Source organism: Lichenifustis flavocetrariae, from assembly GCF_026130545.1.
GTDB classification, from domain to species: domain Bacteria; phylum Pseudomonadota; class Alphaproteobacteria; order Rhizobiales; family Beijerinckiaceae; genus Lichenihabitans; species Lichenihabitans flavocetrariae.
Map to the genome: position 1 here is coordinate 16,153 of NZ_JAMOIM010000004.1, position 19,860 is coordinate 36,012.

15 protein-coding genes are annotated in these 19,860 nt (G+C 64.7%); 12 read left to right on the forward strand and 3 right to left on the reverse strand.

The window, feature by feature from the left end:
• The first annotated feature begins 35 nt into the window (after positions 1-35).
• The 5 genes from M8523_RS07515 (at position 36) to M8523_RS07535 (ending at position 7,128) form a co-directional block, all read left to right on the forward strand.
• Complete coding sequence (locus M8523_RS07515; protein WP_282584232.1) at positions 36-857, forward strand: ATP-binding cassette domain-containing protein; 822 nt, start codon at positions 36-38, stop codon at positions 855-857.
• 11 nt (positions 858-868) lie between these two features.
• On the forward strand, positions 869-2,104 hold the full coding sequence (locus M8523_RS07520) for a sugar ABC transporter permease (RefSeq protein WP_282584233.1): 1,236 nt from the start codon (positions 869-871) through the stop codon (positions 2,102-2,104).
• Positions 2,105-2,196: 92 nt separating this feature from the next.
• On the forward strand, positions 2,197-2,925 hold the full coding sequence (locus tag M8523_RS07525) for an SDR family oxidoreductase (RefSeq protein WP_282584234.1): 729 nt from the start codon (positions 2,197-2,199) through the stop codon (positions 2,923-2,925).
• 38 nt (positions 2,926-2,963) lie between these two features.
• The gene (locus tag M8523_RS07530) at positions 2,964-4,505 is read left to right on the forward strand and encodes an FGGY-family carbohydrate kinase (protein ID WP_282584235.1); all 1,542 of its coding nucleotides are present in this window, start codon (positions 2,964-2,966) and stop codon (positions 4,503-4,505) included.
• Between the two features lie 676 nt (positions 4,506-5,181).
• Positions 5,182-7,128: a putative bifunctional diguanylate cyclase/phosphodiesterase gene (locus tag M8523_RS07535; RefSeq protein ID WP_282584236.1), complete on the forward strand. Its 1,947-nt coding sequence runs from the start codon at positions 5,182-5,184 to the stop codon at positions 7,126-7,128.
• 135 nt (positions 7,129-7,263) lie between these two features.
• Here the strand turns inward: M8523_RS07535 and M8523_RS07540 are convergent, their stop codons facing one another.
• Positions 7,264-8,652 carry a DUF2252 domain-containing protein gene (locus M8523_RS07540; RefSeq protein WP_282584237.1) on the reverse strand — a complete coding sequence of 463 codons (1,389 nt, stop codon included), beginning with the start codon at positions 8,650-8,652 and terminating at the stop codon, positions 7,264-7,266.
• Between the two features lie 93 nt (positions 8,653-8,745).
• Between M8523_RS07540 and gpmI the strand changes: the two genes are divergently transcribed.
• Together gpmI and M8523_RS07550 are read left to right on the forward strand one after the other, a co-directional pair.
• Positions 8,746-10,278 carry a 2,3-bisphosphoglycerate-independent phosphoglycerate mutase gene (gene gpmI / locus M8523_RS07545; RefSeq protein ID WP_428350041.1) on the forward strand — a complete coding sequence of 511 codons (1,533 nt, stop codon included), beginning with the start codon at positions 8,746-8,748 and terminating at the stop codon, positions 10,276-10,278.
• Between the two features lie 16 nt (positions 10,279-10,294).
• The gene (locus M8523_RS07550) at positions 10,295-11,746 is read left to right on the forward strand and encodes a DUF6880 family protein (protein ID WP_282584238.1); all 1,452 of its coding nucleotides are present in this window, start codon (positions 10,295-10,297) and stop codon (positions 11,744-11,746) included.
• A gap of 42 nt (positions 11,747-11,788) precedes the next feature.
• Here M8523_RS07550 and M8523_RS07555 read toward each other — a convergent pair whose 3' ends face one another.
• Positions 11,789-12,661, reverse strand: a complete 873-nt coding sequence (locus M8523_RS07555) for a dienelactone hydrolase family protein (RefSeq protein ID WP_282584239.1) — start codon at positions 12,659-12,661, stop codon at positions 11,789-11,791.
• A 205-nt stretch (positions 12,662-12,866) separates the two neighbouring features.
• On the opposite strand from M8523_RS07555, the gene M8523_RS07560 reads away from it, so the two are divergent.
• The 5 genes from M8523_RS07560 (at position 12,867) to M8523_RS07580 (ending at position 19,481) form a co-directional block, all read left to right on the forward strand.
• Positions 12,867-14,369: a replicative DNA helicase gene (locus M8523_RS07560; RefSeq protein ID WP_282584240.1), complete on the forward strand. Its 1,503-nt coding sequence runs from the start codon at positions 12,867-12,869 to the stop codon at positions 14,367-14,369.
• 208 nt (positions 14,370-14,577) lie between these two features.
• Positions 14,578-16,011, forward strand: a complete 1,434-nt coding sequence (gene radA / locus M8523_RS07565) for a DNA repair protein RadA (protein ID WP_282584241.1) — start codon at positions 14,578-14,580, stop codon at positions 16,009-16,011.
• Between the two features lie 91 nt (positions 16,012-16,102).
• Positions 16,103-16,816: a CvpA family protein gene (locus tag M8523_RS07570; protein ID WP_282584242.1), complete on the forward strand. Its 714-nt coding sequence runs from the start codon at positions 16,103-16,105 to the stop codon at positions 16,814-16,816.
• 114 nt (positions 16,817-16,930) lie between these two features.
• A complete protein-coding gene (purF, locus tag M8523_RS07575; RefSeq protein WP_428350045.1) occupies positions 16,931-18,397 on the forward strand; it encodes an amidophosphoribosyltransferase in 1,467 nt (488 codons plus the stop codon).
• Between the two features lie 334 nt (positions 18,398-18,731).
• On the forward strand, positions 18,732-19,481 hold the full coding sequence (locus M8523_RS07580; protein WP_282584244.1) for an SDR family NAD(P)-dependent oxidoreductase: 750 nt from the start codon (positions 18,732-18,734) through the stop codon (positions 19,479-19,481).
• A 4-nt stretch (positions 19,482-19,485) separates the two neighbouring features.
• Here the strand turns inward: M8523_RS07580 and M8523_RS07585 are convergent, their stop codons facing one another.
• Complete coding sequence (locus tag M8523_RS07585; RefSeq protein ID WP_282584245.1) at positions 19,486-19,845, reverse strand: VOC family protein; 360 nt, start codon at positions 19,843-19,845, stop codon at positions 19,486-19,488.
• Between the last annotated feature and the right edge of the window lie 15 nt (positions 19,846-19,860).

A 19,860-nucleotide genomic window follows, 5' to 3' on the forward strand; every position in this document is an offset into this window, starting at 1 on the left:
GGCCGCTTGTGTCTGATCTTTGAAGGGCCGCGACAATGACAATGATACGGGAAGAAACGCCGCCGCCGGGCGACGTCGTGCTCAGCCTGCGCGGGATCTGCAAGCAGTTCGGCGCCGTCTCGGCGCTGACCGACATCGACCTCGACGTGCACGCCGGCGAAGTGGTGGCGCTCGTCGGAGACAACGGGGCCGGAAAGTCGACGCTGGTCAAGGTGCTGGCCGGCGTGCACCAGCCGACGAGCGGCACCATGACGTTCCAGGGCAAGCCCGTCGCGCTCACGGGCCCGAACGATGCCCTGGCGCTCGGGATCGCCACCGTGTTCCAGGATCTGGCGCTTTGCGAGAACCTCGACGTCGTCGCGAACATCTTTCTCGGCAAGGAGCTCAACCCCTACGCGCTCGACGAAGTGTCGATGGAGATCAAGGCCTGGACGCTCCTCAACGAGCTGTCGGCCCGCATCCCCAGCGTGCGCGAGCCGATCGCCTCGTTGTCGGGTGGACAGCGCCAGACCGTGGCGATCGCTCGCTCGCTTTTGCTCGAACCCAAGCTGATCATGCTCGATGAGCCGACCGCGGCGCTCGGCGTCGCGCAGACGGCCGAGGTGCTGAACCTGATCGAGCGCGTGCGCGACCGCGGCCTCGGCGTCATCATGATCTCCCACAACATGGAAGATGTGCGGGCGGTCGCCGACCGGATTGTCGTGCTGCGCCTCGGGCGTAACAACGGTGTCTTCTATCCCGACACGTCCAACCAGGAACTCGTCAGCGCCATCACGGGCGCGGCCGACAATGCGGTGTCGCGGCGCTCCGGCCGCCGCGCCACGCAACAAGACGTCACTGGGGGGCACCGGGCGTGAGCAACACAAACATGAAATCCGCGGCCCCGCTCGACAGGGCCGACGTCCGCGTCCGACACGACGCCGGGTTCGGCGGCGCCATTCGCGGCTTCATCGATCGCGTCCGCTCGGGCGATCTCGGATCGCTGCCTGTGGTGGTCGGCCTCGCCATCATTTGGACGGTGTTCCAGACCCTGAACCCGGTTTTCCTATCGAGCAACAACCTCGTCAATCTGCTGTTCGACTGTTCGACTGTAGGCGTCATCTCGCTCGGCATCGTGTGTATCCTGATGGTCGGCGAAATCGACCTGTCGGTCGGCTCCGTCAGCGGCTTCGCCTCGGCAGTGGTTGGCGTGCTATGGGTCAACTCCGGCTGGCCGGTCGCCATCGCGGTCCTGACCGCGCTGGCGGTTGGTGCGGTGGCGGGGGTGATCTATGCCACCCTGTTCAACCGCCTGGGCATGCCGAGTTTCGTCTCAACCCTCGCGGGTCTGCTTGCCGTGCTTGGGCTGCAGCTCTACATCCTGGGCGCGAGCGGCTCGATCAATCTGCCGTATGGGTCGGGCCTCGTCAGCCTCGGCCAGCAATGGGTTATGCCCCACGTGGTGGCCTACGGGCTCGTCCTGATCGCCGGTATCGCATATTTCGTGTCGGGCTACCGCACGGCGACGCGCCGCCGTCGGGCCGGGCTGACGCCGCCGTCGATCGCTGGCCTCCTGGTCCGGGCGCTGGTCCTCACGGTCGCCATCGAGCTCGTTGCCTATTACCTCAACCAGGATCGTGGTGTTCCGTGGATGTTCGGCCTCTTCGTCGGACTCGTGATCGCCATGGACTACGCATTGCGGCGCACGAAATGGGGCCGCTCGATGACGGCGGTCGGCGGCAACCGCGAGGCGGCCCGGCGCTCCGGTATCGATGTTCATGGCATCTACACCAGCGCCTTCGTGCTGTGCTCGATGCTGGCCGCACTCGGCGGCGTCCTGTCGGCCGCAAGGCTGGCATCGGCGAGCCAGCAGGCCGGCACCGGCGACGTCAATCTGAACGCCATCGCGGCGGCGGTGATCGGCGGAACAAGCCTCTTCGGCGGTCGCGGCAACGCCTATTCGGCGTTGCTCGGCATCATCGTGATCCAGTCGATCGCGAGCGGCCTGACGCTGCTCGACCTGTCGTCGTCGCTTCGGTACATGATCACGGGTGCGGTTTTGGCCATCGCGGTCATCGTCGACTCGCTGGCACGGCGCTCGCGTGTCTCCCACGGTCGGGCCTGATCGCAAGACATACCGGTAGGCGGCAGCGCATGCCACGTCCGGCACCGCAACCCGCTTCATCACGTCACCAACTGACTCTTTGAGGAAACACCATGGGCCAGGATCTGTCGGGCAAAGTCGCAGCCATTACCGGCGCTGCCTCAGGCATCGGGCTTGAATGCGCCAAGACGCTCCTCAAGGCCGGAGCGCGGGTCGCGCTCGTAGATTTCGCGGAAGACAGGTTGAAGAGCCTCTGTTCGGAGCTTGGCGCTTCGGCGATACCCGTGGTCGTCAACCTGACGGACCCGAAAAGTGTCGCGGCCATGATGCCGCAAATTCTTGAGAAGGTCGGTCAACTCGACATCTTCCATGCCAACGCGGGCTCCTATGTGGGCGGCGACATATTGGAGGGTGATCCGGACGCTTGGGATCGCATGCTGAACCTGAACATCAATGCCGTGTTCCGGTGCGTACACGCCGTCTTGCCCCATATGGTCGAGCGCAAGACCGGCGACATCATCGTCACGAGCTCCGTGGCCGGCTTCATCCCGGTCGTGTGGGAGCCGATCTACACCGCGTCGAAACATGCGGTTCAGGCTTTTGTGCACACGGTCAGGCGCCAAGTCAGCAAACATGGCATTCGGGTCGGCGAAGTCGCACCCGGCCCCGTCGTGACGGCACTTCTCAAGGATTGGCCGAAGGCGAAGCTCGACGACGCTCTCGCATCGGGCAGTCTGATGGAACCGAACGAAGTGGCCGAGGCCGTTCTGTTCATGCTGACCCGGCCCCGCAACGTCGTAATCCGCGATCTCGTGATCCTGCCTGTTGGCCTGGACCTCTGACGCAACGCTGAACCACAAGAGGCGGACGGAGGACACACGTGGCAGAAGCTGTAATCGGTGTCGACATCGGCACGCAAAGCACCAAGGCCGTGCTGGTTCGGCTGGATGGCACGATCCTGGCGCAGGCCTCGCGCTCCTACGCGCCCGACACGCCACGTCCGAACTGGGCCGAACAGCATCCCGACGTCTGGGTGGATGCCGTCGAATCCTGTTTGGCGGAGATTGCGCAGCTGGGGACAGCTGTCGACATCCGGGGCATCTGCGTGTCGAGCCTCTATGGCGGCTCGGGCATCCCGGTAGATGCCGAGGTGAAACCGCTCCACCCCTGCCTGATCTGGATGGATCGGCGGGCCGAACGTCAAGTCGGCTGGGTCAAACAGAACGTGGATCTCGGACACCTGGGCGACATCACGGGCAACGGCGTCGACAGCTATTACGGCTTCACCAAGATGATGTGGCTGCGCGACGAGCGCCCCGAGGTCTGGGCCCGGACGGCGTGGCTTCTGCCGCCGAACGCCTATGTGATCCACCGTCTCACGGACGAGATCGCGGTCGACCACTCATCCGCCGGAAACATCGGCGGGATCTACGACATAAAGGCGAGGACCTGGTCGCAGGAGATGCTGCAGGTGCTCGGGATCCCAAGCCGACTGATGCCCGAGCGACTCGTTGACCCGACGGCGATTGTCGGCGGCCTCACGCAAGCTGCTTCCCGCCGGCTCGGTCTTGCGGAAGGTATCCCCGTGATGGCCGGTGGGGTCGACGCGGCGGTCGCGACCTTTGCCGCGGGTGTCGTGGCGCCAGGCCACCACGTCGCGATGATCGGAACAAGCATGTGCTGGGGCTATATTGCGCCCACAGCCGATGCGGCGCAGGGGCTGATCTCGATGCCTTACGTCGTGGGCACCGCTCAAGATCTCTACGTATTCGGGGGGGCGGGCACGGCGGGCGCATCGGTCAGCTGGTTTCGGGAAGAATTCTGTCAGGCGGAGATCGCCGCCGGGCGGGAAACGGGCCGGGACCCCCACGCGATCCTCGAGGAAGCCGCGAAGGATGTGCCGCCAGGCTCGCACGGCGTGGTCTTTCTTCCCTACCTGATGGGCGAACGCTCTCCCGTCTGGGACGGCCAAGCCTCCGGCGCCTTTGTCGGACTGAACCTGTTCCACACCCGGGCGCATCTGTATCGCGCCGTGCTCGAAGGCGTCACCTTTGCGCTCCGCCACAACATGGAAGCGGGCGCGAAGGGTTCGGCTGCGCTCGAAGACCGCCTGATCGTTGTGGGAGGCGCGGCCAAATCGGATCTCTGGATGCAGATCGTCGCCGATGTGACCGGCTATCCGGTTTGGACGATCAAAGAAGATGTCGAGGCGGCCCTCGGTGCTGCCCGCCTTGCGGCGCTTGGGGCGGGGCTGATCAGGCGCGACGGCGACGACACATGGATCACGCTCATCGAGCGTGCGGCCCCGGACCCGGCGTGCAAGTCACGATATGACGAGGTCTTCAAGGTCTATGCCGCTCTCTATCCAACGCTTAAAGACTCGATGCATGCTCTCGCCAAGCTAAGAGGCGGACTTGAATGAGGCACTTTAATTCAAGGTCCCATTGTTCCGATTAAAGGTGGGATGGTATTGTTCTCACAACCGCCAGCTTACCTCTCTTGCAATCATCCAACGCGCCGTGGGCATGGATCTGCGGTTCATACCAAGTGACTCAGTGCCGAAATGCTCACGCGGCTACGACCCTAGTGCAGACCGTTCTCGTCGTCGACGAGGAGTCGGCCGCCGGGCTGTTGGTGGCCGACGTGTGCGAGTCGGATAAAGCTCGACGGCATACGCCGTGAGACCAATGACTGGGAGTGAGTGAGCTGAAGCACTGACTGTCAGGTTCACGACCCGACCGGAACTAGGAAGCTCCGAAACCGGTCCTGGCATGTACCTCATGATCGGCCGGCACCAGGTCACTGGCGGGCGGCGCTCGACCCGTCGGGAGCTGCCGGTCCGATTGCCTCCAGGGTAGTCGAGCCGTGACCGGTGAAGGATCACACATGGCGCCGCGAAGCTGGCTTCGCCGATTCACCGTCGCCCCTCCGGCAATCTTGCAGACATCAAGACAAGTGCGACCAGCGCGAGATCCGGCCAAGCTTCGAGGAGCCGTTAAGGACTGTCCGACAAGTCTCCCGCGAGTCTCTTCGGTATTTACGTTTTCAGAGGGGTTCTTCGGCCACGATCCGCCGATGTGTCGGTAGCCAGATGAAGCATGCGTCGGATATTTAGGATCATCATTGACGAATTGACCATCCGCACCGAAGAACCGTTCGTCATGCGGTCGCAGATCGGCGCGCTGACGACGCAGCTTCCCCTGCTTTACGCCTCATTGTGCACCAATGCCTTGGCGCTGGCCTACACGCATTTTCACCTCGCTCCCGATTTCCTCACGCTGGTCGTCCCCGCTATCCTGGTGCCGATCTGTTTCGTCAGAGTCATCATCTGGCGTCGCATGGACATCGCGAAACTCACCGACCAGCGGGTGCGATATCAATTGCAGCGGACGGTCATTCTCGTGGCTGTTCTTGGGGTCGCGTTCTCGGCCTGGGCTCAATCCCTCTTCGCCTATGGCGGGCCCTATGAGCAGGCACACGTCCTGTTCTTCATGGCCATCACGGTCGTCGGCTGCATCTTCTGCCTCATTCATCTCCGGCCTGCGGCGCTTCTGCTCACGGCGATCGTGATCCCCACCTTCGTGATCCGCTTCGCCGCGACGGGCCATCCGGTCCTCGTGGCCCTCGCCATCAACGTCCTGATCGTCACGATCGTCATGACCGCCATGATGCTCGCCTATTACCAGGACTTCCGCCGGCTCGTTCACAGCACGCAACTCCTGGCGCGCATGGGCGAAGACCACCGGCGCGCCGCCCAGGTGGATGCCTTGACCGGGCTCGCCAACCGGCGCCGCTTCTTCCAGGATCTCGACGTGGCGATCAGCGGGGTCGAGCAAGAGGGTGTGCCATTCGCGCTGGCGTTGATCGACCTCGACGGCTTCAAGCCGGTCAATGATCTCTATGGTCATCAGGCCGGGGATTTGGTTCTTTGTGAAGTCGGCCGGCGCCTCGTGGCCGGTCTGGGCGGGAATTTGATCATTGCGCGCCTCGGCGGCGATGAATTCGGCCTTCTGGTGACTGGCGCCGACGAGGGGGCGCCGCTCGAGACGATCGGGCGCACGGTCTGTGATCTCGTGGCCCAGCCGATCTCCGTCACCCATGCCAGCGTCAAGGTGACGGCCTCGGTCGGTTTCGCCATCTGCGCCGGTCCGGGACGATCGCCCGAACAACTCTTCGAACGCGCGGATTTCGCGCTCTATCATGCCAAGGATCACTGCCGCGGCACCGCGGTGATCTTCAACGAAGAGCATGCTCTCGAGATCCGTGCCCGGCGACAGCTGGAGCATGAGTTGCAACGGGCCGACATGGACGCCGAAATGTGGCTTGCCTTCCAACCAATCGTGAACGTCGATCAGGCACATATCTTCGCCTTCGAGGCCCTGGCGCGCTGGACCAGCCCGGTTCTCGGTTCCGTTTCACCCGGCGCGTTCATTCCGGCCGCGGAACGACTGGGACTCGTCAAGGATCTGACACGGATCCTGTTTCGGAAGGCGTGTGCAGCGGCGCTGGACTGGCCTGACGACGTACGGCTCTCGTTCAACCTGTCCGTGGAGGATCTCGCGGATGCGGAATCCGGCATTCGACTGATCGCGATGGTGCGGCAATGCGGGCTCCCGCCCAACCGGCTCATTTTCGAAATCACCGAAACGGCGGTGATGCGTGACTTCGACCGCGCAAGCACCGTGCTTGCCGCCTTGCGGGCTCTCGGCTGCAGTATCGCGCTCGACGATTTCGGAACCGGCTATTCGAGCTTGAGCTACGTCAATCGTCTGCCGCTCGACAAGCTCAAGATCGATCAGAGTTTCGTCCGCTCGCTTGGCATCGAGCGCAGCAGCCGGACCATCATCGAGTCGATCTGCGACCTGAGCAAGAATCTCAGCATCGGGTGCGTGGTCGAGGGTGTCGAAACACGAGAGCAGGTGGAAATCCTCAGGTCGATCGGCTGTTTCAAGATGCAGGGCTACTACTTCGGCCGACCGATGCCAGCCGCAGCCGTTCTCGCTCACCTGTCACAAGAGCGACGGCCGGTGATGACGGTCGCCTGACACCTGGCCAGCTTCCGAGGGGTGCCGTCCGAAGAGCCAAGGTCGGATTCGACGGTCTTGATCGGCATTTGCCGTGTCGTTTCGCGAAGTCCTGCCTTGCCCCAAGGCACACCTCGCTTCACAAGACTGGCCGCCTTAGGCTGATTTCAGTTCAGGGTGTCTGGCCAGCAGCGCGGCATGGTCCGCCCGTGTTCGAGCCGCATAGCTCATGGCGAACTCCGCCAGCGCGTCGTCGAAGACGCCCGAATCACCCATGTATCCGGCCAGTGCCGCCGCGTCGCCAGAGCGGGCGTGCGAGCGGGCCAGGGTCGCGCCGCAAAGCTTGGCATATTCACCGAGGGCGTGGTCCTGGATGAGGGGCGCGATCTCGCCAAGCCGCTTGTTCTTCAGATGACGCACATAGAACTGCCTGCCGGTGGCGGCCTCGGTGGTCCAGCCGAGAAACACGTCGCTTGCGCTCTGCATCAGGCGTTGGCCCTGGACGACGCGCTCGCCCTGGTGGCCCGCGAAATTGTCCCGTCCGGTCACACGCGTCAGGACGGACGGCAACGCTTCCTTGATCTGCAGGAACAGCGATGCGCCGTCTGGTGTGGTGAACAGGCCGAGGGCGCAGAAAGTGCCCACCGAACCGACTCCCACGACCTTGAACGCGACATCGCTCAACCCGTAACGCTCGACGAGGCGGCGCCGCTCCGGCGGCAGGGTCGTCAGGTAACCCGCGAAAGCCTCGGTGGCGCGAAGCGTTTCGCGGCCCTGGTCTCCTTCGCTCCAGTGGAAGATGTTGGGGGGCTTGTCGGCAATCCGCCATTGGGCTGGCGGCTTGTCCTTGCTGTCTGCCGAGAGACGCTGAAAGTTGCCGCTGTTCTCCGGTCCTTCCATCCCTTTGGCCACGAATGTTTCGACGGACTTCCGGAGGCTCGGGTCATCGGTGTGGGCCACGAGATCGGTCGCATCCGTACGCAGATTCCAGACCTCCAGGGGTGACATGAGTGCCAGTTCGGACATGCGCCCGCGATAGGCGTGCGCGGCGCTGTGCGCGGCGTGACGCGCCTCCTCCATATCGGGCTCGGCTCCTTCGAGCACTGCCAGAGCCACGCTGGCGCAGAGCCGTTTGACGTCGACCGTGAAATCGACGTCGGGCAGCGTTTCATCGAAATCGTTGATCTCGAACAGGGGCTGGCCCTCCGGGCTCTGTCCGACCCCGAAGTTGCCGATGTGGCAGTCGCCGCAGGCCTGAACAGCGAGTCCCCCGCCCGGTGCTCCGCGAAGGTCCTCGGCCATCACGGCAGCGGCGCCCCGGAAGAAGCTGAGCGGTGACGCGCTCATGCGGCGATAGCGTTCCGGCACGAGGTCGGGCAGCCGGCTGCGGTCCGTCCCGGCCAGCACCGCGAGCGGATCGCGTCCGGCCGTGTGGGGAAGCTCGGCCAAGCGCTCACGCGGCATGGCTGCCCGCAGCCCCTTACCGAAATCGTGCCGCATCTCGCGCGTCGTGGCAGCGGAAGGAGAAGACGGGATGGTCGTCATGAAAAACCGATCGTGTAGAGGATTCCTCGCGCTATATAGGCCTCAGAACGCGATGGCCGAGGCGCTCGGCCCAGCTGATCGACGAAAGGCCCGATGATGAACGACGCGCGCCACCCCGTGATGCTGGTCATCCTCGACGGCTGGGGGCTTCGGGACGATAAGGCCGACAACGCGGTCAAGCTGGCGCGAACGCCCAACTACGACAGGCTCATCGCGGGATCGCCACAGGCGAAGCTGTCACCATCGGGCCGTGATGTCGGCCTGCCGCCAGGCCAGATGGGCAATTCGGAAGTCGGCCATCTCAACATCGGTGCAGGCCGGGTCGTCATGCAGGACCTGCCACGCATTACCGAGGCGGCGGAAAGCGGTGCCTTGGCCCATCTGCCTCCATTGAAAATCCTTGTCGACGCCCTGAAATCCAGCGGCGGCCGCTGCCATCTCCTTGGTCTTGTGTCGCCGGGCGGCGTGCACTCCCATCAGGACCACGCGGTGGCGCTCGCCAAAGCGCTCACCGAGGCCGGCGTGCCGGTCGACATTCACGTCATCACGGACGGGCGCGACACGCCGCCGCAAGCTGGCGTGGGCTATGTGAAGTCGTTCCTCGCAGCCTTGCCGCCCGGCGTCCGGGTCGCGACGGTATGCGGTCGTTACTTCGCCATGGACCGTGACAACCGGTGGGAGCGTGTCGCCAAGGCCTATGAGACCATCGTGGCCGGGCAGGGCGACCGGGCCCACGACCCTCTCGCGGTGCTGCAGCACGCCTATGCGACCAGCAAGGGCGGTGACGAGTTCGTGCCGCCGACAGCCATCGGCGAGTACTCCGGCATGCAGGACGGCGACGGGTTGATCTGCTTCAACTTCCGCGCTGATCGCGTCAGGGAGTTCCTGATGGCGCTGCTCGATCGGGACTTCACAGCCTTCACCCCGTCGCGTCGGCCGCAGCTTGCCGCAGCTGTCGGCATGACCTCCTACAGCACCGAGCTCGACAAGCATCTGGCGACGCTGTTTCCGCCGCAGGATCTCACCAAGGTGTTGGGCGAGGTCGTGGCCGCGGCGGGCCGCACCCAGGTACGCATGGCGGAAAGCGAAAAATATCCACACGTGACCTACTTTCTCAATGGCGGACGGGAAGAGCCCTATGCGGGGGAGGACCGCATCATGGTGCCGTCGCCGAAGGTCGCGACCTACGACATGCAGCCGGAAATGTCTGCGCCTGAACTGACCGACAAGGCGGTGGCGGCGATCCGTTCAGGCAAATACGACATGATCGTGCTCAACTTCGCGAACCCGGACATGGTGGGTCATACGGGCGATCTCCAGGCCGTGATCAAGGCGGTCGAGACGGTCGACGCCGGCCTGGGTCGCATCGCGGACGCGATTGAGGCGATGAGCGGGGCGTTGCTGGTGACGGCCGATCACGGCAATTGCGAACTCATGAAGGACCCCTCCACCGGCGGCCCTCATACGGCCCACACCACGAACCCGGTTCCTGTGTTCCTGGTCGGACGCAAGGGTGCGACTTTGCGCGACGGGCGTCTCGCCGATCTCGCACCGACCCTCCTCGCGCTCCTCGGCATTGCCCAGCCGCCGGAAATGACGGGCTGCCCGCTGACCGACGCCGCCTGAGCGGTCAAGGCCCCACATGGCACGCGCCCCGTCCCTGTCCATCGAGTCGCTCACCGCGCTCGGCGCCGAGAAGCTCGCCCGGCTCGTGCTCGACGGTGCCGATCGCGACGCGGCGTTCAAGCGAATCGTGGCGGCCGCCCTCGCCGGCGCCAAAGGGCCGAAGGCCGTAGCCGCACTGGTCGACAAGCGCCTTGCAGGTCTGGAGCGGGCGCGTGGATTTGTCGAGTGGGACAAGGTCAAGGCGTTCGCGGCGGATCTCGACGCGACCGTCACCACGATCATCGGTGAGCTTGGCGCCGCCGACCCGGTTCTCGCGACCGTGAGCCTGTTGCGCTTTCTCGCCACGGCGGACGGGGTGTTCGAGCGCGCCGACGATAGCCAAGGCCGGGTGCAGGCCGTCTACGAGATGGCCGTCGAGGGCCTAGGCCAACTCGCGGCCAGGATGCCGCCGGCCGATCGCGCGGCGCTGCCCGACCGGATCGCGACGGCGCTGGGGCAAGATCATAACGATTACCTGCCGCGTCTTATCGGGCAGGTGGGACCGCATCTCGATGAGGCAACCCTGATCGCATGGGATACACGCCTGGCCAAGGTCGCCAAAACGGCGCCGAAGCCCAAGGGGCGGGAGGCCGAGTGGGAGGTCACACGCCGCACACAGCAACAACTCGCGGCTCGGCAGATGATCGCCTTCGTGCGTCGCGACCTCGACGCCTTCGCGGCGCTCGAAGCCGACAAGCACCGCAACCTGCAGGATGGCTTCGGCCTCGCCAAGCTGTTCCTCGACGCCGGCCGCCCCAAAGACGCGCTGATCTGGATCCGGAAAGGGCGCGGGACGGCGATCAAATATCAAAGCCGGGCCGATCTCGCGGATGGCGAAGTGCCACGTGCATTCGACGCCGTCCCGTGTGCGGCACTCGAAGCTGACATCCTCGACGCGTTGAACGAGAAATCCGCCGCCCAGGCGCTCCGGTGGTCGACCTTCGCGGCGACGCTGAACGCCGACATCTTGCGCGCCTTCATCGGTGGCCTTGGCGAATTCGAGGAATTCGACGCACTCGACCGGGCCTTCGCGCATGCCGGGTCCGCAAAGGCGATCCATCAGGCGCTTGCCTTTTTCATCGCCTGGCCGCAACTCGAACGCGCCGCAGCCCTGGTGATCAAGCACCACAAGGCCTGGAACGGCGCGTCCTACGAATTTCTGGCGCCCGCCGCCGAAGCTCTCGAAGGCAGCCACCCGGTGGCCGCCGCCATTCTCTATCGGACCTTGCTGGTGGCCATCCTGACGCAGGGTAGATCCAATGCCTATGGCATTGGCGCCCGCTATCTCGCAAAGCTCGACGATCTCGGGGCTGAATTCGAGGCTGCCGCTTTGCCCGATGTCGCGTCCCACGTGACGTTCCGGGCCGAGATCGTCAAGAAGCACGCCCGCAAGGCGGGGTTTTGGGCCCATGTGAAGAAGGGGATGTGAGGGGGGAAGCTTGGCCTGCACCGAGAAGATCCGGATGGCCAATCAGACCACCCCATGCTCCTTGAACCAGACCTGCAACCGTGCCCAGGCGTCCTCGGCAGCCGCCTTGCGGTAGCTCGGGCGGTAATCGGCGAAAAATCCGTGCGGCGTGTCGGGGTAGATCACGATCTCGGCCGGGCTTTTGGCCTTTTGCAGTTCGCCCCGCATCTCCTCGATCATCGGCTCGGGGATGTTGTCGTCCTTGCCGCCGTAGAGGCCGAGGACCGGGGTGGTGATCGTGGCGCCGATGTCGATCGGGTTCTTGGGTTTCAGGTCGGAGGTGGGCGAGGCCTTGCCGCCGAGGATGCCGTAAAACGCGACCGCCGCCTTCAGATCCTTATTGTGCGCGGCATAGAGCCAGATGATGCGCCCACCCCAGCAGAAGCCGGTCGCGCCCAGGCGCGACACATCACTCGACCCGCTCGCCTTGGCGAAGGCGACGGTTGCATCGAGGTCCGCCATCACCTGGGCGTCGGGGACCTTCGGCACGATATCGGTGAGGATGGTCTTGATGTCGGCTTTGGTGGCATCGCACTGGCGGGCATAGAGGTCCGGCGCGATGGCATAATAGCCGAGCTTGGCGAAGCGGCGGCACACATCCTTGATGTGCTCGTGCACGCCGAAGATTTCCTGGACCACCAGCATGACCGGGAAGGGGCCTCCCGCGGCCGGCATGGCGCGATAGGCCGGGATCTCCACCCCGAGCGACGGCAGCTTCACCTCGCCGGCGGTCAGTCCTGCCGGGGGCGTCGTGATCGTCTGGGCCGAGACGGGCTGCACCGCGAGGGCGAAGCCGGTTCCGAGGCTCGTTTTCAGGAAGGCGCGCCGGCCCGGGCGGGCCGTGATCTCGGGGAACGGGTTCGTGGCGTCGTCCATGGTTTCTCCAGAAGCTCGAACGTGGGCATCGGATCATGGCATTGCGGCAAAATGGGCGGCGAAGCACGGCGGCCACGCCGCCTTGCGCTGTGCGATCCGCCTTATGTGTGAATCGGGGATAAGCCCCCGATCGGCACATCCATATTCGCTGAAGCGGATTTTCTTGTTTTGTTCTATGCTATGACGTGTCGAGAACAGGGTGGCAATGAGCAACATCGAAACCTTTCCCCGACGCGGCGAGCGCACCGATACCCAGGACCAGACCTTCCGGGTCGCGCCTCACAATGTCGAGGCCGAGCAGGCGCTGCTGGGCGCGATCCTGGTCAACAACGAGGCGTTCGACCGCGTTTCCGATTTCCTGTTGCCTGTCCATTTTTCGGAGGAAATCCACCGGCGCGTCTATGAGGTCACGTCCGCGCTCATCCGGGCCGGCAAGATCGCCACGCCGATTACGTTGAAGACGTTCCTGGGCGACCACGATCTCGGCGGCATCACGATTCCGCAATATCTCGCCCGGCTCGCGGCAGAGGCGACCACCATCATCAATGCGGCTGATTACGGGCGCACGATTTACGATCTCGCGATCCGCCGGTCGCTCATCTCGGTCGGTGAGGAGGTCGTCAACGTCGCCTATGACGCGCCTGTCGATCACAGCCCGCGGGCGCAGATCGAGGAGGCCGAGCGACAGCTCTATGCACTCGCCGAATCGGGCCGCGCCGATGGCGGGTTCCAGCGCTTTTCGGAGGCTTTGACCACCGCGATCGAGGTCGCCGCGAAGGCCTATGAGCGGGACGGTAAGCTGTCCGGCATCGCGACCGGCATGATCGATCTCGACCGCACGCTGGGCGGCCTGCAAGCCTCGGATCTCGTGATCCTGGCCGGGCGCCCCGCAATGGGCAAGACCTCGCTCGCCACGAACATCGCCTTCAACATCGCCAAGGCCTACCAGTTTCAGGTCAAGCCCGACGGCACGCACGAAACCACGAACGGCGGCATCGTCGGGTTCTTCTCGCTCGAAATGTCGGCCGAGCAGCTCGCGACCCGCATCATCGCCGAGCAATCGGGCGTGCCGTCCTACAAGATCCGCCGCGGCGACATCACGGACGACGATTTCCACCTCATCACCGACGCGGCCCGGCAGATGCAGACCGTGCCGTTCTACATCGACCAGACCGGCGGCATCTCGATCGCGCAATTGACTGCGCGTGCCCGGCGCCTGAAGCGTCAGCGCGGCCTCGACCTGTTGGTGGTCGACTACCTTCAGCTTCTGTCCGGATCGAAGTCGGGCGGCCAGACGAACCGCGTGCAGGAATTGACCGAAATCACCACCGGCCTGAAGGCCTTGGCCAAGGAATTGAAGGTGCCGATCGTGGCGCTGTCGCAGCTGTCCCGTCAGGTCGAATCGCGCGACGACAAGCGACCGCAACTGTCCGACCTTCGTGAATCCGGCTCGATCGAGCAGGACGCCGACGTGGTCATGTTCGTCTACCGCGAGGAATATTACCTCAAGAACAAGCAGCCGCGTGAAGGCACCGAAGAGTTCATCACCTGGCAGACCGACATGGAGCGGGCGCACGGCAAGGCCGAGGTGATCATCGGCAAGCAGCGCCACGGCCCGACCGGCACGGTGGAACTGCAGTTCGACGCCGAGGTGACGCGGTTCTCGACGCTGGTCAGTCAGGATCATCTGCCGGAACAGATGGGATAAGATCGAGGGGGAGGAGGAACGTCTCTCACGTCATTGTTCGCTCCTCGATATGAGCCGTAGCTCAGGCGAAAGCTCGAGTTCGGTCGCACCGGCCAATACACATTCTCGGCAGGCAACTTCGATCGCAAGCCTTGGGGCGCCGTGCCTCAGTTCATACATCCGAATACCGCAAGCGCTTGACTGCGGGTCGAAGAAGCCGGACCTCCCCATGGCCAAAACCCGCACCACCTTCGTCTGCCAAAGCTGCGGCGCCGTCTCGCCCCGCTGGCAGGGCCGGTGCGATGCCTGCGGGGCGTGGAACTCGCTCGTCGAGGAGGGCGCCGCCAGCGGCATCGGGGCCGCAGTCGCCCGAAAAGCCCGCAAGGGACGGCTCTTCGCGCTAGAGGGGCTGGCCTCGACGGGGCAAGAGCCACCGCGCACGGCCGTCGGCATCATGGAGCTCGACCGCGTGACCGGCGGGGGCTTCGTGCCGGGCTCCGTTCTGCTGCTGGGCGGCGAGCCGGGCATCGGTAAGTCGACGCTGCTCATCCAGGCCTGCGCCAAACTCGCGCTTTCGGGCAGCCGGGTCGCCTATATCTCGGGCGAGGAGGCGGTTGCGCAGGTTCGCCTCCGGGCCGAGCGGCTTGGCCTCGCGCAGGCCCCGGTCGAACTCGCGGCGGCGACATCGGTCGAAGACATCGTGGCGACGCTCGATGACGGCGAGCCCTTCAGCCTCGTGATCATCGACTCGATCCAGACCATGTGGACCGATTCGGTGGAGGCCGCGCCCGGCACGGTGAGCCAGGTGCGAGGGGCCGCCCAAAGTCTCATCCGCTTCGCCAAGACGAGCGGCGCCTGCGTGATCCTGGTCGGCCATGTGACGAAGGACGGGCAGATCGCCGGCCCCCGCGTCGTCGAGCACATGGTCGACGCGGTGATCTCCTTCGAGGGTGATGCCGGCCACCAGTTCCGCATCCTGCGGGCGCTGAAGAACCGCTTCGGTCCGACCGACGAGATCGGCGTGTTCGAGATGACGGGGCGCGGGCTCGCCGAAGTGTCGAACCCCTCCGCTTTCTTTCTGTCCGGCCGGGACACGTCGGCGCCGGGCGCGGCCGTCTTCGCCGGCATGGAGGGGACGCGGCCGCTTCTGGTCGAGTTTCAGGCGCTCGTCGCCCCGACGAGCCTCGGCATGCCGCGCCGCGCTGTCGTGGGCTGGGATTCGAACCGCCTGTCGATGATCCTGGCCGTCCTCGAAGCCCATGCGGGCGTGCGGCTCGGCGGGCACGATGTCTATCTCAACGTCGCGGGAGGCCTGAAGATCAACGAGCCCGCCGCCGATCTCGCGGCCGCCGCCGCGCTCGTGTCGTCGCTCACCGGCGCGACCCTACCGGCCCAGACGGTCTATTTCGGCGAGATCGGCCTGTCGGGTGCCGTGCGGCCCGTCACCCATGCGGCCGCGCGCCTCAAGGAAGCCGCGAAGCTTGGCTTTACCGGCGCCGTCGCACCGGCCGATACACCGCAGCCGGGCGTGCTGACGCCGGTCGCACATATCGGCGCGATGGTGGCCGAGATCGCGGCGTCGGGCGCCGCGCAGGCGGGGGAAGGGCGGGCCGTACGGCCGCAGTCGGGCAGAATGCGGCCGCGGGCGTCGGTTGAATCGTGACGTTGCCGCGACGCTCCGCTATAGCGATGCCGTGCGGGTGAACGAACGTGACCCCGATTCCTTGCCACGCGTCCGTTCGGGGTCTCGTTGAATGCCGTCCTACCTTGACCTCGCGGTGATCGCGATCGTCCTGATCTCGGCTCTTTTGTCGATGGTCCGGGGCTTTACGCGCGAGGTTCTGGCCATCGCGTCCTGGGCCGCGGCCTTTGCGGCCGCCTACCTGTTTTATCCTCAGCTGCTGCCTTATCTCGGCGAATATATTCACAAGACGGAGCTGGCGATCGCGGCTGCCGTGGCGATCATCTTCTTCGGCACGCTCATCATCGTCTCGGTCGTCACGGTCCGCCTGTCGGACGCCATTCTGGACAGCAAGGTCGGTCCGCTCGACAGGACCCTCGGCTTCTTCTTCGGCGCCGCCCGGGGCTTCGCGCTGAGCGTGATCGCCTTCATGCTGTTCAATTATCTGGCACCCAAAGCGCAGCCCGAGTGGGTCCTCAATGCCAAGACAAGGCCGCTTCTCCAGACGTCCGGCGAGGAGCTCGTCGCCGTTCTGCCTGACAACCTGGCCAACAGCATCTTCAAGGTGCTGCAGCGCCCGAAGACGTCAGGCGAAGAAGCGCCGGCCGACGACAGCGATCCCAAGGATCTGAACCCCAATGCGTCGGGCGCCGGGGATGCCGCGGGACAGCCGACCGCTCCCGCCCCGACTCCCCGCGCACCGAACGGGCCCGCGCAGACCGACAAGCAGAAGCTCGAAAATCTGCTTGGCAAAGGTATTCCGCCGACGCAGGGGAAGAAACCATAAGCGGATTCCGCATCGCCGATCTTTCTTTTCGGTGTATGACGGACCACATGAAGCTGGCCGACGATCGAGTTTTCGTCGTCGACTCCTTTTCACAACGAGTCGGACGGGTGCGGCATGGATTTTGACATGGCCGATGACTTCGATCTTGATGCGGATCGTCTACGCGAGGAATGTGGCGTGTTCGGCATCTTCGGCCACGTCGATGCGGCTGCCATCACGGCACTCGGGCTGCACGCGCTTCAGCATCGCGGCCAGGAAGCCGCCGGTATCGTCTCCTTCGACGGCACCCGATTTCATTCGGAGCGCCGTCTTGGCCTTGTCGGCGATCACTTCTCGAAGCAATCGACGATGGAAGGCCTCATGGGGCGCTCGGCCATCGGCCATGTGCGCTATTCGACAACGGGCGAGACCATTCTGCGCAATGTGCAGCCCTTGTTCGCCGAGCTTGACACGGGTGGCTTCGCGGTTGCCCACAATGGCAATCTGACGAATGGCCTGACGCTGCGCCGTGGATTGGTCCGTCAGGGTGCGATGTGCCAGTCGACATCCGACACCGAGGTGGTGTTGCATCTGACCGCCCGCTCGCGTCGACCCCGCTTCATTGAGCGCTTCACCGAGGCGTTGAATGAACTCGAAGGCGCCTACGCATTCGTGGGCCTCACCAATCATGAGCTTGTCGGCGCCCGCGATCCGCTCGGCATTCGGCCTCTCGTCCTGGGCGAGCTCGACGGCTGCTATATTCTGACGTCGGAGACCTGTGCGCTCGACATTATCGGCGCGCGCTTCGTGCGCGACATCGAAAACGGCGAGGTCGTCGTGATCAACTCACGGGGTCTGCAGAGCATCAAGCCCAGCACGCCACGGGAAGCCCGCCCCTGCATCTTTGAATATGTCTATTTCGCGCGACCCGATTCCATCGTGCACGGGCGCTCGGTTTATGGCGTGCGCAAGAACATGGGCGCCGAACTGGCGCGGGAAAGCCCGGCCGACGCCGACCTCGTCGTGCCGGTGCCGGACAGCGGCGTCCCGGCGGCGCTCGGCTTTGCGCAGGAATCGGGGCTGCCGTTCGAGTTCGGGATCATCCGCAATCATTATGTGGGCCGTACCTTCATTCAACCGACCCAGTCGGTGCGGGAGGTCGGGGTCCGCATGAAGCACAATGCCAATCGCGGCATTGTCGAAGGCAAACGAATCGTCCTGATCGACGATTCGATCGTGCGCGGCACCACCTCCGTGAAGATCGTTCAGATGATGCGCGACGCGGGTGCCAGCGAGGTGCATTTCCGCATCTCATCTCCGCCCATCACCCACCCGGACTATTATGGCATCGACACGCCGGATCGTGACAAGCTTCTGGCAGCCCGGCTGAACCTTGAGGAGATGTGCGCCTACATCGGCGCGGACAGCCTTGCGTTCCTGTCGGTTGACGGGATCTATCGCTCGATGGGCTATGCCAAGCGGGACCCCCTGCGTCCCCAGTTCACGGACCATTGCTTTACGGGCGAATACCCGACGAGATTGACCGATGTCGATGGGGTTCCAGACATGCGGCAGCTCGGTTTGCTGGCCGAAGCCGGATAACCTTTCCCTCTGCCGCCAGGATGTCGGTGTAATCGTTCGATGTGTCGGATCGACGATCCCGCATCAACTTCGCAACCTGCCGGCGACGCCGACGTTCTCATCATCGTCCTGACCACCCTTGATCTGACGTGAGAAGATCGTGGGCGCCAAGCCGGCGTGGATCACTCGGCACAGGCGACTTCAACCACGGGCCGTTGCGGCTCGGCCGCAACAACTCGTTCGATCCCGGAGACGGTAGCGAACTGATGGCTCTCCGGTTCCGGGGCTTGCGGCGCGCGGGCACGCCTGCCATGGCTAGAAGACGTTTCTGACGCTGTCCCATGGAGGAGATCTCGTGCCCAAACCCCTCGACCAGCGCATCGCTCTTGTGACGGGCGCGTCCCGGGGGATCGGGCGCGCCGTGGCCATCGATCTTGCACGCGCGGGCGCCCATGTGGTCGCCATGGCACGCACCCAGGGCGGTCTCGAGGAGCTCGACGACGCCATCAGGGCGGAAGGGGCCGAGGCCACGCTCGTGCCCTGCGACATCAAGGATTTCGGCGCCATCGACAGGTTGGGTGCCGCCTTGCACGACCGCTGGGGGAAGCTCGACATTTTCGTCGGCAACGCCGGCGTTCTCGGGCCGATCACGCCGCTTGCCCATGTCGATCCCAAGCAATGGGACGATACGCTCGCCGTGAATGTCACGGCCAATTACCGCCTGATCCGCTCGCTCGACGCGCTTCTGCGGGCTTCGGATGCCGGCCGCGTGGTGCTGGTCTCCTCGGGCGTGGCGCAGCGGGCCGAGCTGCGGCCCTATTGGGGCGCCTATGCGATCAGCAAAGGGGCGCTCGATATCATGATGCGCACCTATGCGGCCGAGACCGCGACGACCTCGGCCGTCAAGGTGATGAGTGTCAATCCTGGTCCCTTGCGCACCCGCATGCGCGCCAAGGCCATGCCGGGCGAAGACCCGCAGACCTTGAAGACGCCCGAGGACCTCAGCCCGAAGCTTGTCGAACTCTGCCTGCCCTCCTGGTCGGAGACAGGTGCCATCTATGATTTTCCGACCGACAAGATCCTGCGTTTCGCGGCGCCGGCCTGAATATTCAGCTGACGTCGGTGTGGGTCAGGATATTGACCAGGGTCCCGAACGGGTCGTGAACGAAGAAGCGCCGGACGCCCCAGGGCTCGTCGGCCGGCCCATAGACGATCGGAAACCCGGCCTGCGTCACGCGTGAGAGGGCTGCATCGAGGTCATCAACTTCGACCGACAAGCCTGGCACGGGCGTCCCCGATCCGCCTTCCGTCGCGACGCTGACCTGCACCGGCATGCTGGCCGCACTCCCGTAGGTCGCGATCCATCCGTGATCCATGAGACGGTCGAGACCCAGCACATCGCCGTAGAAGCGCTTGGCCGCCGCGACATCCGCGGCGGCGATATTTGCGATGATTCGCTTGACCCGCATCAAGGGCTCCTGGAG